We start from the raw sequence: 13,506 nt of genomic DNA, 5'->3' as shown, positions 1-13,506 counted from the left end.
CCTGCATGGGCACGCCGGGCCCTGCATTGGGTTTCGCCGGGCCCCGCTTGGGCCGCGTCAGGCTCTGTGCGACCTATATGGCCTCGCCTCCTTCCCCCTGCGGCGGGCCCGCTCTCGCCCGTACCCGCGAGGTGAAAGGACCGGCCTTCGCCTCGGCCGAGACGTCGGCCACCTCCGCCCGCAGCACACATCTCACCAGGTGCGCGCCTTGGGCCGCCGCCACCCTGCGTGCCGTGGCACAGGCGTCCTGCGTTCCGTACAGGCTGCGGTCGGCGGCGGCCAGGGCCGCCAAGTCGGCCGCCCCGCCCGCCCGGTGGCGGGACAGCACCGCCTGGCCCATGCCGATCACCACGGCGAACACCGCGACCAGCGCCATCGCCCCGAACGCCGACCACACCGTGGCCGAGCCCTCATCTCCCCACCGCTTCCTCGGCAAGTGCCACCGCCTCCCCTCCCAGCCTCAGCGTCAGCGACCCGATCCCGGGCGCCGACGCCTCGACGCGTACGCGCACCAGGTCGCCCTCCTTGGACACCGCCACCCGTGCCCCGCCGGGCCCCGCTTCCTTCGCCGCCGCCAGCACCGCGCCCGGCGGCTCGGACCTGGCCGCCGCCCGTGCCCCCGCCCTGGCCGCGTCCACGCACTGAATCTGCGCGCAGCCGGCCATCACTCCCCAAAGGAGCATCGCGGCGAAGAGCATCAACGTCGGTATCACCAGCGCCGATTCGGCGGTGATGTAGCCCGCGTCCCGCGAGACCGGGTGCGGCGCTGGGGCCAGGGCCGGGGCCCGGGGCGGGGGCGAGGGCGGGAGCCGGGGTGGCGAGCCGCGGCCCGCCACTCCCACCCGGCCCACGCCCCTGCCGTCAGAACGGCGCATCGAGCGCCTCCGAGATCAGCGATTGCAGCGCCCCGCTCACCGTCCCGCTCGTGACGACCTTGTAGAGCACCGCCGCCAGGGCACACGCCGCGAGCGTGCCGACCGCGTACTCGGCCGTCGTCATTCCCCGGTCTGCCGACCCGCGCAGCGCCGCACACCACCGTCGAACCATCACAGCCCCCTCCTTAACCCTTCAGCCTTCGACTCTTCAACTCGTTGGGATCTCAAGCCCCTTGACCCGTTGACCTGCATGCCTGTGTCAGCCGCTCTGCCTGTGTCAGCCGCGTCCCAGCAGCCCGTCCGCCAGCCCGACGAGCACCGGCGCCACCCCAAGGGCCAGAAAGGCGGGCAGAAAGCACGCCGCCAGCGGCAGAGTGACCAGCACTCCCGCCCTGCGCGCCCGGGTGGCCGCCGCCCGCCCCCACTCCGCACGGAGTTCAGTGGCGATCCGCGTCACGGAATCGACGGCGGGCACCCCCGATATCCCGGCACGCTCCATGCACAGGGCCAGCCCTCTCGCCCCGGGCAGGACCGCCAACCGCCCCCATGCCACGGCCGGTTCTCCGCCCAGACGGAGCTCAGCAGCCACCTGGCGCAGCCTCTCCCCCACCGCCCCGCCAAGCGATCGCCCCACCGCCTCAGCGGCATCCCGCGGCCCGGCCCCCGCCGCCAGACAGGCCCCCAACAGATCCGCGCCCGTCGCCAGCCCCGCACGGACCTCCGCCGCCCACACCCGCTCGGCAACTGCGGCCTCCTGACGACGCTGCCAGCGCCACAGCCCGCACCCCACCGCGAGTCCCACCACGACCCCGGCCACCCCACCGACGAAGATGACCCCAGCACCAACCACCCCCGCCACCAGCACGCCCTGCTTCCATCCCCCTCCCCACCGCGCCACCCATCCGCCGCACCACACCCCGCCGGACCGGCGCATCCCACCGCCCGCCCCCAGCAACACCCCTGCCCTCCGCCGCACCACCCTTTCCCTGCGGGCCTCCCTCACAGCCATCACCGCGCACACCACCGCCGCGACAACCGAAACCGTCATCCCCAGCCTGTGGACAACCTCCAGCCCTTCGCCACTCACCACCCCCAGCCCTCCCCCGCTCCCTCACTCACGCCCACCCGCTGCCGAAGACCTGCCGCTGTTGCGCTACACCCCGAAACCACCGCCGCATCCACCACCGCATCCGCACTCCCCGACTTCGGCGTCGGCATCGGCGTCGGCATCGGCATCGGCATCGGCATCGGCATCGGCATCGGCATCGGCGGCATCGACGCCACACCCGTACGCCCCCACGCCGCCGCCGAATCCATAGGCCCCGACGCCGCATCCGCGCCCCTGGGCCGCGACGTCATCGACAGCTCCATGGCCCCTGCCGCTGTCTCCGCCCCCGGCCCGACTCCCGTCGCCACCCGCGGGTCCGGACTCGCCGCCCGCCCCGTCGCATCCCCCGACACCGGCCCCGCGGCCATCGCGCCGCGGACGATCCGGGCAGTCCACAGCACCCCGGCCCACTCCAAGAGGCAGCCGGCTGCCAGGCACGCCCAGCCGATGGGCGTGTGCAGCAGTACGTGTACGGGGTCCGCGCCCAGTGCGGTGCCCATCAGGACGCCGCATGCCGGGAGCAGTGCCAGCATCAGGGCTGTTGCCCGTGGGCCTGCCAACTGGGCGTTCAGGTCCTCGCGTTGGTCGTGGCGGGTGCGCAGTGCGAAGGCGATGCGCTCCAGGCCGGCCGCCAGTCCGGCTCCGCCTTCGACCCCGACCTGCCAGCAGGCCGCCACGCCGGTGAGGCCGTCCGCACCCGGCAGCCGCGCCGCCGTGCGCAGCGCTCCGGGTACGTCCCCGCCGAACCGCGCCGCCGCCAGCACCGCGGTCCCCGCCTCCCCGAACTCCACGGTCCCCAGGCTCTGTGCGCCCACGGCCAGCAGGGCCGGTCCCGGCTGCCGCCCGGCCCGCAGTTCGCCCGCCACTGCCGAGCACAGGGCGATCACTGACGCGTCCCGCCGCCTGCGCTCCCGCGCCCTGCCACGCCCGGCCAGCCAGCGGCGTACCAACGGCGCCGCCACGACTCCGGCGACCACCGGCAGTACGGATCTCGTCAGCAGCCCGGCGCCGATACCCAGCGGCACACACCAGACCCACGGCCCGATCCGGCCACGGTGCAGGAGCCAACCGGGGTGCAGGAACCGACGCACCCGCCCCAGGCCCCCAAGTCCCTTGCGCCCACCGGGCCGTCCGGCACTCGCCCCGTACGACGCCTCCGGCCGCGGCGACCGCCCCGCGAACCACCTCCGTACCTCTTCGAGCCACATCCGGATCCGGCTCTCCCAGCCGGGGTCCGCCGGGCCCGTCGTCCCGCCGCCCGCGAACATCAGCCGCGCCCGCCGGGCCGAGTCGTCCCGCCCACCGGCCAGCCATACGGCCGCTCCGGCGCACAGCACCGCCGCGCACACCGGCACCGACCCGACCGCCACCGCACTCCCGCTCATCCGGCTCCCCCGCCCTTCACACCGCTCTCGCCCCGCTCGCACAGCTGCACCAACCGGCCCCAACCTGCCGCCTCTTGGAATCCGTCGGCTCCCCACAGCGCCGCCGGTACGGTCACCACGAGCCCGTCCCGGTCCCGCTCCAGCACATGCACCTGCGCGATCCGCCGCCGCCCGTCCCGGTCGCGTACCAGGTGCAGCACCACCGACAGCGCGGCCGCCAACTGGCTGTGCAGCGCGGCCCGGTCGAGTCCGGCGGCCGAGCCCAGCGCCTCCAGGCGCGCCGGTACGTCGCACGCGGCGTTCGCGTGCACCGTCCCGCAGCCCCCCTCGTGGCCGGTGTTCAGCGCCGCCAGCAGGTCCGTGACCTCGGCGCCGCGCACCTCGCCGACCACCAGGCGGTCAGGGCGCATCCGCAGCGCCTGGCGCACCAGATCCCGCAGGGTCACCCGCCCGGCGCCTTCCTGATTCGCCGGGCGCGCTTCCAGGCGTACGACATGGGGGTGGTCGGGCCGCAACTCCGCGGAGTCCTCGGCCAGTACGATCCGTTCGCCGGGGCCGACCAGGCCCAGCAGCGCACTCAGGAGAGTCGTCTTACCGCTGCCCGTACCTCCACTGATCAAGAACGAGACCCGGGCTGCCAGCACCGCGCGCAGCAGCCGGTCGCCGCCCGGTGGCACCGTCCCCGCGGCGAGCAGTTCCTCCAGGGAGAAGGCGCGCGGCCGCAGTACCCGTAGCGAGAGGCAGGTCGAGCCGACCGCCACCGGCGGCAGGACCGCGTGCAGCCGTGTCCCATCAGGCAGCCGGGCGTCCACCCACGGCCGGGCGTCGTCCAGCCGGCGCCCGGCCACCGCGGCCAGCCGCCGCGCCAGTCTGCGCACCGCCGCCTCGTCCGGGAAGCGCACCGCCGTACGCTCCAGCCCGCCGCCCCGGTCCACCCACACCTCGTCCGGCGCGGTGACCAGGACATCGGTCACCTCGGGCGCGGCCAGCAGCGACTCCAGCGGCCCGCTGCCCACCATCTCGGATCTCAACGCGGCGACCACGCCCAGCACTTCGGCATCCCCGAGCAGCCGCCCCTCCTCGCGCAGCGCCACGGCCACCCGCGCGGGCGTGGGCTCGGCCCCTTCCTCCGCGAGCCGCCGCCGCACCGCCTCCAGCAGAACCTCACCGCTCATGCCCCGACACCCCCTTCGCCCCCGCTGCCCGCGTCCGCCCCGCTGCCCCGGTCCGCCCCTCTAGCCCCGCCCACCAGCCCGACTCCCCCGTCAGAAGCCCGCCCTCCCGGCAGCGTCCGCTGCCAGAACTGCGCGCAGAACCGGCCCAGCGGCCCGCGCACGCTCGCCCCCGGAGGCGCACCTCGCGCCAGCGCATCCAACAGCCCGGATTCCCAGGGGAGTTCACCCACCAGGGGCAGCCCCAGCAGCCGGGCGATCTCCTCGTCCGCCAGGCCGGGGCCCGGGGCACCGCGGGCCACCACCCGCAGGTCCCGCAGCACCATCTGCACGCCTGCCGTCACCCGGCGGGCCGCTGCCACCGACCGCAGTTCGGCGGGGACCACCAGCAGCCCGACGTCGATCTGCGCCAGCGCCTCGGCCACGGCTTCGTCCACCCGGCGCGGCAGGTCCACGACCACGACGCCACCCCGTCTGCGCGCCGCGGCCACCACCGCGCGCATGGCAGGCGGCGGGATCACCACCGTGTCGCCCCGGTCCCAGCTCAGGACGCGCAGTGCGTGGACTTCGGGCAGCGACTCCTCCAGCGCTCCGCCGCCGACCCGGCCGCGCGACTCGGCGAACGCCGGCCAGCGCAGCCCCTTCTCCCGCTCGCCGCCGAGCAGTACGTCCAGGCCGCCGCCCAGCGGGTCCGCGTCCACGAGGAGGGTCCGCTGCCCCATCCGGGCCGCGGTGACCGCCAGCGCGCAGGCCAGGGTGCTCGCACCGGCCCCGCCGCGCCCGCCGATCACGCCGACCGTCAGCGCGGTCGGGCCCACGCCCTCGGCCGCGTCCGCGATCCGGTCCACCAGCCAGCTCTCGCCGTCGGGCAGCACCAGCACCCGTTCGGCGCCGATCTCCACGGCCAGCTGCCACACCGACCAGTCGTCCGCGTCCCGCCCGACGAGGACCACTCCTTCGCGGCGCCCGGCCCCGCGCAGCCGCGGCGCGCAGTCGTCCCCGACGATCACCAGCGGAGCCGACTCCCAGCCCCCTTTGCGCGCGGGGACGCCATGCGTCACTTCCGGCAGCGCACCGGCCGCGGCGCACAACCGCAGAAGGTCGTCGAGGAGTTCTTCGTCCTCGGTCACGATCAGCGGCCCGGCGCGCTCTCCGCCCGCCTGCGCCGACCGTTCGGATGTCATGGATCCGGCCACGTTCCGTCCCCCTATCGCTACGCAACTCGCACATCCGCTTACTCGCGGACTTTCACCGTGCAGCGATCGGAGAAATCCCGTGGATCTTGGTCCAAAACTGTGGACAACTCAGTGGTTGTGAATATCCCTGTCACCTATACCGGGGAACCTACGAAAACTTCCTCAGAGCATCGCCACGACTACGTACAGTGACGATCAAGGCGTGCGTGCAGGAGCCGCCGCCGAGGGCGAAGAGGAGGGAGATGATCCGTGTCCGCGAGCCAAAAACGCGTCCGGACATGCGACGACCCCCGCCGGGGGGGAGAGCGGGGGTCGTCCCCACGGCCGACTCGGGGGGGGAGGAGTCGGGCCGGGTTAGCACGGTCGCGAACGATCCGTGACTTCCATGGTGTACCCGAGAGCCTTCTCAGGCAAACCCACGCGCCCCACCTTACGCCGAATGGTGGGCGCCTATGCTCGGCTCGTGGAAAACCACTCCGTGCCCCACTCGACGCCCCTCTCTGCTCCGCGGACTGCCGCGTTCTTCGACCTGGACAAGACAGTCATTGCAAAGTCGAGCACGTTGACCTTCAGCAAGTCCTTCTACCAAGGCGGCTTGATCAATCGGCGGGCCGTACTGCGCACCGCATACGCCCAGTTCGTGTTCCTCGCGGGCGGCGCGGACCACGACCAGATGGAGCGGATGCGCGAGTACCTCTCCTCGCTCTGCCGTGGCTGGGACGTAGCCCAGGTCCGCGAGATCGTCGCCGAGACCCTGCACGACCTGATCGACCCGATCATTTACGACGAGGCCGCGTCCCTCATCGAGGACCACCACGCGGCCGGCCGCGATGTCGTGATCGTCTCGACTTCCGGCGCCGAGGTCGTCGAGCCGATCGGCGAACTCCTCGGCGCGGACCGGGTCGTGGCGACCCGCATGGTCGTCGGCGAGGACGGCCGCTTCACCGGCGAGATCGAGTACTACGCCTACGGCCCGACCAAGGCCGAGGCCATCCGCGAGCTCGCCGAGTCCGAGGGATACGACCTGGCCCGCTGCTACGCGTACAGCGACTCGGCCACCGATGTCCCGATGCTGGAGGCGGTGGGCCGCCCCTGCGCGGTCAACCCCGACCGCGCGCTGCGCCGCGAAGCCCTGGCCCGGGACTGGCCCGTCGTGACGTTCAACCGCCCGGTGCGCCTCAAGCAGCGCCTGCCGTCCCTGTCCATGCCCTCGCGCCCGGTCCTGGCCACGGTCGCCGCCGTGGGCGCGGCCGCCGCGACCGCGGGCCTGGTCTGGTACGCCAGCAAGCGCCGCCCGCCCGTTGACCGGATCAGCCGCATTTGGAGCTGATTGATGCCGTTTGAAGCTGTTTGAAGTCAAAAGTAAAGATCTGCGGCTAGGGGTTCCGCTTACCCGGCATCAGGAGTACAAAGGATTCAACGGCCCGCGAGACCAAGGACATCCGAGAGGATCACCTGTAACGCATCAAGGCCCACGGACCGAGCATGGAAGCAGGGCACCCACGCGACGCCGACCCGTCGATTACGGGCCAGCCGCACCAGGTAACGGACCAAGTTCTCCGACCTGATGGGCAAACAACAGTGCACGCATGGTAACCCGGCGGACATGCCAGCGGCGGTACCGTTCAGCACCTGGTACCGCCGCAACTCCTGTCTCCCGAAGGCCCGTTCACCGGGCCGTTTCACCCCGCGGGGACACCCCTCAGGCCGCGCCCCGCTGCAGCGCCTCACACACCGCCGTGCTCTCCCGCACACCGAGTTCGACCGCGCGCCCGCAGTGCGCGATCCACGCCGCCACCCCCTTTGGCGTCCCCGAGGCATAGCCGTCCAGCGCCGCCGTATAGGCGTCCTGCCCCAGCTCCGCGTGCCCGACCTCCGCCGGGCAGATCGACTTCGGGTCGAGCCCGCTGCCGATCAGCACGATCCGCTCGGCGGCCCGCGCGACCAGCCCGTTGTACGAGCCGAAGGGCCGCAGCGCCAGCAGTTCGCCGTGCACCACAGCGGCCGTCACCAGCGCCGGGGCCTGGCTGCCGGCCAGCAGCAGCCGCGCCAGCCCGTCCAGCCGCCCGGCCACTTCCTCCGCGTCCGGCAACGGCAGCCGTACGAGGGGTTCCTGAACCCCCTCACCGGCCAGCCGCGGCCTGCCCACCGCATCGTCCGCGCCGTCGGCCGGGCCCTCCTGAGGAGCCTCGCCGTCCTCCTGCTCCGCGCCGCGCGCCCCGTCCGTGGCCGCCGCCACCAGATGCAGCCGCGCCAGCACCCGCAGCGGCGACTGCCGCCACACACCCAGCAGTTGACCGGCCTCGGCGGTCAGCCGCAGCGCGGCGCCGACCGTCCGCGGCTCACCCGCGACCCCGAAGTCCGTACGCCTGCGCATCTCTTCCAGCGCCCAGTCCGCACCGGCCAGCGCCGCGGAGCCGCGCGCTCCGCGCAGCGCCGCCTCGGAGGTGACCTCGGTGCTGCGGCGGCGCATGATCCGGTGCCCGTAGACCCGGTCCACGCTCTTGCGTACGGAATCCACCGCGTCGGCGACCCCGGGAAGCGACGCCAGGGTCGCGAGCGGATCGGCGGTCGGCCTCGGGGGGACGGGGGTCGTCCCCCGGGAGAGTGCAGCCATGGTTAGACCCTACGCACCGCAAGCCCCTGCCCCTCGAACGAGTGGTCTTCTTCACGCCGGGCTCTCACGGTGCGCGATCCCCCGCCTACCCTTTGTGAACATGAAGATCGCTTTCGTAGGCAAGGGCGGCAGTGGCAAGACCACGCTGTCCTCCCTGTTCATCCGCCATCTCGCCGCCGGCTCCGTCCCGGTCGTCGCGGTGGACGCCGATATCAACCAGCACCTGGGGGCCGCCCTCGGCCTGCACGAGGCGGAGGCCGCCGCCCTGCCCGCCATGGGCGCCCATCTCCCGATGATCAAGGACTACTTGCGGGGGGCGAATCCGCGGATCGCCTCCGCCGAGACCATGATCAAAACGACGCCGCCCGGTGCGGGGTCCCGGCTGCTGCGGGTCCTTGAGGACAACCCCGTCTACGCGGCCTGCGCGCGGCCCGTACCCCTGGAGGGCGGCGGCGCGGGCGGCGTGGCGCCGCGCCTGATGGCGACCGGCCCGTTCACCGAGTCCGACCTGGGCGTGGCCTGCTACCACTCCAAGGTCGGCGCGGTGGAGCTGTGCCTGAACCACCTCGTGGACGGCCGCGACGAGTACGTCGTCGTCGACATGACGGCCGGCTCGGACTCCTTCGCCTCGGGCATGTTCACCCGCTTCGACGTGACGTTCCTGGTCGCCGAGCCCACCCGTAAGGGCATCGCGGTCTACCGCCAGTACAAGGAGTACGCCCGGGACTACGGCGTCACGCTCAAGGTGGTCGGCAACAAGGTGCAGGGCCCGGACGACCTGGCCTTCCTGCGGGACGAGGCCGGCGAGGACCTGCTGGTGACGGTCGGGCACTCCGACTGGGTACGGGCCATGGAGAAGGGCCGCCCGGCTCCGTACGACTTCCTGGAGGAGGACAACAAGCAGGCCCTTAAGGTCCTGCACACCACCGCCGACGAGGCCTACGAGCAGCGCGACTGGGAGCGCTACACCCGCCAGATGGTGCACTTCCACCTGAAGAACGCGGAGAGCTGGGGAAACGCGAAGACGGGCGCCGACCTGGCGGCCCAGGTCGACCCCGCCTTCGTCCTCGCGGAAGGGCTCGCGACGACTACCGCGCCGCCTGCCTGACCGGCGTCGCCGCGGGCGCGGCGGGCCTGGCCGGCGCGGGCTGGGCGGCGAGGTAGGCCGCCCAGCCCCCCTTGGGAGCCTCGCCCACCTCCAGCGCCCGCAGCCTGTCCAGGACCTTGGGGTCCTGGGCGTCCATCCAGTCGGCCATCTGCTTGAAGGACACGCAGCGCACGCCCTCCTTGGGGCAGACCGACTTGATGGTGTCCTCGATGGCGCGCATGTACGTGCCGCCGTTCCAGGACTCGAAGTGGTTGCCGATGAACAGCGGCGCGCGGTTGCCCTTCTCGGCTCTGGAGAAGGCCGCCATCAGGCCGTCGTGCATCTGCCGGCCCCAGGCGGCGTGCCGGGACGGGTCGCCCTTGGTGGTGCCGGACTGGTTGGCCAGGAAGTTGTAGTCCATCGACAGCGTCTCGAAGGCGCGGCCGGGCACGGGGACCTGCTGGAGCGGGAAGTCCCAGATGCCGCCGAGCTTGGACGGCCAGATCTGGCGGGCGCCCACCGAGCTGGCGTCGTAGCGGAAGCCCATCTCCTTGGCTGCGGGGATCAGGTTGCGCTGGCCCTCCAGGCAGGGCGCGCGCCCGCCGACGAGCTCCTTGCTGTAGTCGAAGGGCAGCGGCTTCTCGCCCTTCAGGCCGGTGTTGGTCTTCCAGTTCTTCACGAAGGACTCGGCCTGCTGGATCTCGCTCTTCCACTCCGCGGGCGACCAGGTGCCCACCCCGCCGTTGGGGCCGCAGAAGTGGCCGTTGAAGTGCGTGCCGATCTCGTTGCCGTCCTGCCAGGCCGCGCGGAGCTGGTCGGCGGTGTCCTTGATTCCCTTGACGTCGTTGAAGCCGATGTCGGAGGCGCCGGCGCCGTGCTTGGGCGGGTGGTAGAGCCCCTTCTTGGAGCCGGGGAGCATGTAGACGCCGCTGAGGAAGTACGTCATCTTCGCGTCGTACTTCCTGCCGACCTCGCGGAAGTGCGAGAAGAGCTTCTGGCTGTCCTCGCCCGCGCCGTCCCAGGAGAAGACCACGAACTGCGGCGGCCGCTCGCCCGCCTTGAGGCGCTGCGCACGGGGCTGGTGGGGCTGGGCTCCGGTGTACGCGGTCGAGCCGTCGCCGATGAGCCGTACGGGCTCCGCGGCGGGCTCGGGCGCAGCGGCCTGCTGCTTCTTCCCGGCGGTCGACCCGCCGTCCGCTCCCCCTGAACAGCCGGCGACCGCCGCCAGCGCCACCGTCACGATGACCCCGGCCGCGACCTTCGATACGGCTGCCATCCAGCCACCTCATTCCTTGAGCTGCGGGCACGTACGGACGCGCACAGACACGCCCTTCACGGCAAAACGGCAAAACCGCCCCTAAATTCGCATACGTCGGGAATGAGGAGGGGAGTGACAAGCGGGCCCAGCGGGTGTTCACCCGAAAGGCGGAATGAGTGATCCGTCTGCCCGTAAAGACTTCTCCTGGCCTTTACACGTCATTACGATTCGTTTACCGATGCTTGAGAGTCACCGGACCGTCACTCACCGCGACGACCGCCGGTCGGCTCGCGTCCCGCCGCAGTACACCGCCGCCCCACGATCGCGCCCCGCGCGACCGCGTCGCCCCGGAGGAGACGGGAATGTCGCAGCTCAGGAACTCCTCGCAGTTCAGGCCCCCGCTCCGGTCGAAGATCCGGCCGCAGTCCAGGAAGTGGCTCGACCCCGGCGCCTGGCGCCACGATCTGAACGCCTCTCTCGTCGTCTTCCTGATCGCCATCCCGCTCTCGCTCGGCATCGCGCTGGCCACCGGCGCCCCGCTGCAGGCCGGCCTGATCGCCGCGGCCGTCGGCGGCATCGTCGCCGGACTGCTGGGCGGGGCCCCGCTCCAGGTCAGCGGCGCCGCCACCGGCCTGCTGGTCGTCACCGCCGACCTCGTGCAGCGCTACGGCTGGCGCGCCACCTGCGCCATCACCGTGCTCGCCGGCCTGGCCCAACTCGCCCTGGGCGCCCTGCGGGTGGCCCGGGCCGCGCTCGCCATCAGCCCCGCGATCGTGCACGGCATGCTCGCCGGCATCGGCGTCACCATCGCCGTCGGACAGCTCCATGTGGTGCTCGGCGGCAGCCCGGACAGCTCGGCGATCGACAACGCCGGCGACCTGCCGGGCCAGTTGGGCCATCTGCATCTGGCCTCGGTGCTCATCGGCGCCATCACCGTCGCCCTGCTGGTCGGCTGGCCGCGCATCCCCGGGCGGCTCGGCCGCACGCTGCGCACGATCCCCGCGCCGCTCGTCGCCGTGGCCGCCGCCACCACCGTGAGCGCGGCCATGAGCGTGCCGCGCGTGGACCTGCCCAACTGGCGCCCGCAGGCGCTGCCCGCCCTGCCCGACGCGCCCGTACTCGCCATCGCGGCGGCCGTACTGACCGTCACCCTCGTCGCCAGCATGGAGTCGCTGCTCTCGGCGGTCGCGGTGGACAAGCTGGCCGCCGAGCAGCCCGGCGCGCGCCCGGTCAGCTCCCATCTGAACCGCGAACTGGCCGGCCAGGGCAGTGCCAACGTCATCTCCGGGCTGCTGGGCGGACTGCCGGTGGCGGGCGGCGCGATCCGCGGCTCGGCCAACGTCAGGGCCGGCGCGCGCACCCGCAGGGCCACGGTCCTGCACGGCGTGTGGGTCCTGCTGTGCGCAGGGCTGCTGGCCCGCGCGCTGGAGCTGATCCCGCTGGCCGCGCTCGCGGCGCTGGTGATGGTGGTGGGCGTGCGCATGGTGAGCTTCGCGCACATCAAGCACGTGCAGCGGCACCGCGAATTCCCCGTGTACGCCGCCACCTTGAGCGGTGTGGTGGTCTTCGGCGTCCTGCAGGGCGTGTGCATCGGCATCGCGGTCGCCGGGTTCCTGTCGCTGCGCCGCCTGACGCACACCCGTATCACCGTCTGCCAGGAGAAGGACGGCTACCGCGTCGGCGTGGACGGCCAGTTGACGTTCCTGGCGGTGCCGCGGCTGACCCGGGCGCTCGCGCAGGTCCCCCAGGGCTCCTCCGTAGTGGTCGTGATCGGCGGCTCGTTCATGGACCACGCCGCCTACGAGGCGCTGCAGTCCTGGTGCGACCGGCACCGCGCGCACGGCGGCTGGGTGAAGCTCAACGGGCGCTCCGGGCGCCCCATCGCCGAGCCCGCCACCGCGCACGCCTGCCGCCCCTGGACGCCCTGGCGCAACCACCACTGCACCCGCCCCGCGCAGGACGTGGCCCGCTCCCCGCAGAGCCCGGACCCCGACGCCCTCTCGGCCAGCGGCAGTCAACTCATGGGCGGGGTCCAGGCCTTCCAGCGCAATACGGCTCCGCTGGTGCGCGAGGAGCTGGCCCGGCTCGCCCGGGAGGGGCAGCGCCCCACCCAGCTCTTCTTGACCTGCGCCGACTCCCGGCTGGTCACCAGCATGATCACCTCCAGCGGTCCGGGCGACCTGTTCACCGTGCGCAATGTGGGCAATCTGATGCCGCCGCCGGGCAGCGACGCCACCTGCGACTCGGTGGGCGCCGCGATCGAGTACGCCGTCGACGTACTGAAGGTCGGGTCCCTCACCGTCTGCGGGCACTCGGGCTGCGGCGCGATGCAGGCCCTGCTCGGCTCCGCTTCCGCGCCCGAGGCGCCCCCGGAGAAGTCCGCGCCGGTCACCCCCCTGGCGCGCTGGCTGCGGCACGGCCGCCCGAGCCTGGCCCGGATGGAGCGGATCGGCCGGCTGGGCCGGGGCGAAGTCGCCCTCGCCGACCGGCCGGTGGCCGACGACCTGGAGCGGCTCGCCCTCGTCAACGTCGTGCAGCAGCTGGACCACCTGATGGCCCACCCTTGTGTCGCCCGCCGGGTGGCCGAGGGCTCGCTGACCCTGCACGGCATGTACTTCCACGTCGCCGAGGCCCAGGCCTACGTCCTGGAGCGCGGTTCGGGCCGCTTCCGTGCCGTACGCGCCGAGCCCGCCCGGCTTCCCGTATGACCGGACGGACAAGCCAAAGGGCACATAGGTCTACACCAATTTTTGCCAACAACCCTTGTCAGGGCGGCCCGTGGGCTGATGAGCTATGGCCCGGGACCCA

Annotated in this window: 12 protein-coding genes; 3 read left to right on the top strand and 9 right to left on the bottom strand. The window is 72.8% G+C overall.

Features of this window, described 5'->3' with window-relative positions; all coding sequences use genetic code 11:
• Positions 1-73: 73 nt before the first annotated feature.
• The 7 genes from AC4IJH_RS13150 to ssd all read right to left on the bottom strand — a co-directional run bounded on the left by AC4IJH_RS13150 (position 74) and on the right by ssd (position 5,724).
• Positions 74-436 carry an Rv3654c family TadE-like protein gene (locus AC4IJH_RS13150; RefSeq protein ID WP_490851820.1) on the bottom strand — a complete coding sequence of 121 codons (363 nt, stop codon included), beginning with the start codon at positions 434-436 and terminating at the stop codon, positions 74-76.
• Positions 411-875 (bottom strand): TadE family type IV pilus minor pilin, encoded by a 465-nt coding sequence (locus tag AC4IJH_RS13145; protein ID WP_490851819.1) that lies wholly within the window; start codon positions 873-875, stop codon positions 411-413. The genes AC4IJH_RS13150 and AC4IJH_RS13145 overlap by 26 nt, the downstream gene beginning before the upstream one ends.
• Complete coding sequence (locus AC4IJH_RS13140) at positions 862-999, bottom strand: DUF4244 domain-containing protein (RefSeq protein ID WP_490851818.1); 138 nt, start codon at positions 997-999, stop codon at positions 862-864. Before AC4IJH_RS13140 ends, AC4IJH_RS13145 begins: the two co-directional genes overlap by 14 nt.
• Before the next feature lie 153 nt (positions 1,000-1,152).
• A complete protein-coding gene (locus AC4IJH_RS13135) occupies positions 1,153-1,923 on the bottom strand; it encodes a type II secretion system F family protein (protein WP_490851817.1) in 771 nt (256 codons plus the stop codon).
• A 35-nt stretch (positions 1,924-1,958) separates the two neighbouring features.
• Positions 1,959-3,368, bottom strand: a complete 1,410-nt coding sequence (locus AC4IJH_RS13130) for a type II secretion system F family protein (protein WP_490851816.1) — start codon at positions 3,366-3,368, stop codon at positions 1,959-1,961.
• Positions 3,365-4,543 carry a TadA family conjugal transfer-associated ATPase gene (locus AC4IJH_RS13125; RefSeq protein ID WP_490851815.1) on the bottom strand — a complete coding sequence of 393 codons (1,179 nt, stop codon included), beginning with the start codon at positions 4,541-4,543 and terminating at the stop codon, positions 3,365-3,367. Before AC4IJH_RS13125 ends, AC4IJH_RS13130 begins: the two co-directional genes overlap by 4 nt.
• Complete coding sequence (ssd, locus tag AC4IJH_RS13120; protein ID WP_490851814.1) at positions 4,540-5,724, bottom strand: septum site-determining protein Ssd; 1,185 nt, start codon at positions 5,722-5,724, stop codon at positions 4,540-4,542. Before ssd ends, AC4IJH_RS13125 begins: the two co-directional genes overlap by 4 nt.
• Positions 5,725-6,175: 451 nt before the next feature.
• Between ssd and AC4IJH_RS13115 the strand changes: the two genes are divergently transcribed.
• Positions 6,176-7,066: an HAD family hydrolase gene (locus tag AC4IJH_RS13115; protein WP_490851813.1), complete on the top strand. Its 891-nt coding sequence runs from the start codon at positions 6,176-6,178 to the stop codon at positions 7,064-7,066.
• Positions 7,067-7,438: 372 nt separating this feature from the next.
• Here the strand turns inward: AC4IJH_RS13115 and AC4IJH_RS13110 are convergent, their stop codons facing one another.
• On the bottom strand, positions 7,439-8,353 hold the full coding sequence (locus AC4IJH_RS13110; RefSeq protein WP_490851812.1) for a Fic family protein: 915 nt from the start codon (positions 8,351-8,353) through the stop codon (positions 7,439-7,441).
• A 100-nt stretch (positions 8,354-8,453) separates the two neighbouring features.
• Between AC4IJH_RS13110 and AC4IJH_RS13105 the strand changes: the two genes are divergently transcribed.
• The gene (locus tag AC4IJH_RS13105; protein WP_490851811.1) at positions 8,454-9,461 is read left to right on the top strand and encodes an ATP-binding protein; all 1,008 of its coding nucleotides are present in this window, start codon (positions 8,454-8,456) and stop codon (positions 9,459-9,461) included.
• On the opposite strand, the gene AC4IJH_RS13100 is transcribed toward AC4IJH_RS13105, so the two are convergent.
• On the bottom strand, positions 9,442-10,716 hold the full coding sequence (locus tag AC4IJH_RS13100) for a polysaccharide deacetylase family protein (protein WP_490851810.1): 1,275 nt from the start codon (positions 10,714-10,716) through the stop codon (positions 9,442-9,444). The two genes, AC4IJH_RS13105 and AC4IJH_RS13100, sit on opposite strands and share 20 nt — an antisense overlap.
• A gap of 344 nt (positions 10,717-11,060) precedes the next feature.
• Between AC4IJH_RS13100 and AC4IJH_RS13095 the strand changes: the two genes are divergently transcribed.
• Positions 11,061-13,406 carry a SulP family inorganic anion transporter gene (locus AC4IJH_RS13095; protein ID WP_490851809.1) on the top strand — a complete coding sequence of 782 codons (2,346 nt, stop codon included), beginning with the start codon at positions 11,061-11,063 and terminating at the stop codon, positions 13,404-13,406.
• The last annotated feature ends 100 nt before the right edge of the window (positions 13,407-13,506 follow it).

The organism is Streptomyces sp. UF-297, assembly GCF_058245575.1.
The sequence above is the reverse complement of the archived record's forward strand: the minus strand, read 5'-3'. Positions and strand labels throughout refer to the sequence as shown.

Excerpts from the sequence above, each read along its gene's own strand:
- AC4IJH_RS13145 (WP_490851819.1), bottom strand. The coding sequence starts at position 875 with ATGCGCCGTTCTGACGGCAGGGGCGTGGGCCGGGTGGGAGTGGCGGGC.
- AC4IJH_RS13140 (WP_490851818.1), bottom strand. The coding sequence starts at position 999 with ATGACGACGGCCGAGTACGCGGTCGGCACGCTCGCGGCGTGTGCCCTG.
- AC4IJH_RS13135 (WP_490851817.1), bottom strand. The coding sequence starts at position 1,923 with ATGACGGTTTCGGTTGTCGCGGCGGTGGTGTGCGCGGTGATGGCTGTG.
- AC4IJH_RS13130 (WP_490851816.1), bottom strand. The coding sequence starts at position 3,368 with ATGAGCGGGAGTGCGGTGGCGGTCGGGTCGGTGCCGGTGTGCGCGGCG.
- AC4IJH_RS13125 (WP_490851815.1), bottom strand. The coding sequence starts at position 4,543 with ATGAGCGGTGAGGTTCTGCTGGAGGCGGTGCGGCGGCGGCTCGCGGAG.
- ssd (WP_490851814.1), bottom strand. The coding sequence starts at position 5,724 with ATGACATCCGAACGGTCGGCGCAGGCGGGCGGAGAGCGCGCCGGGCCG.
- AC4IJH_RS13115 (WP_490851813.1), top strand. The coding sequence starts at position 6,176 with ATGGTGGGCGCCTATGCTCGGCTCGTGGAAAACCACTCCGTGCCCCAC.
- AC4IJH_RS13110 (WP_490851812.1), bottom strand. The coding sequence starts at position 8,353 with ATGGCTGCACTCTCCCGGGGGACGACCCCCGTCCCCCCGAGGCCGACC.
- AC4IJH_RS13105 (WP_490851811.1), top strand. The coding sequence starts at position 8,454 with ATGAAGATCGCTTTCGTAGGCAAGGGCGGCAGTGGCAAGACCACGCTG.
- AC4IJH_RS13100 (WP_490851810.1), bottom strand. The coding sequence starts at position 10,716 with ATGGCAGCCGTATCGAAGGTCGCGGCCGGGGTCATCGTGACGGTGGCG.
- AC4IJH_RS13095 (WP_490851809.1), top strand. The coding sequence starts at position 11,061 with ATGTCGCAGCTCAGGAACTCCTCGCAGTTCAGGCCCCCGCTCCGGTCG.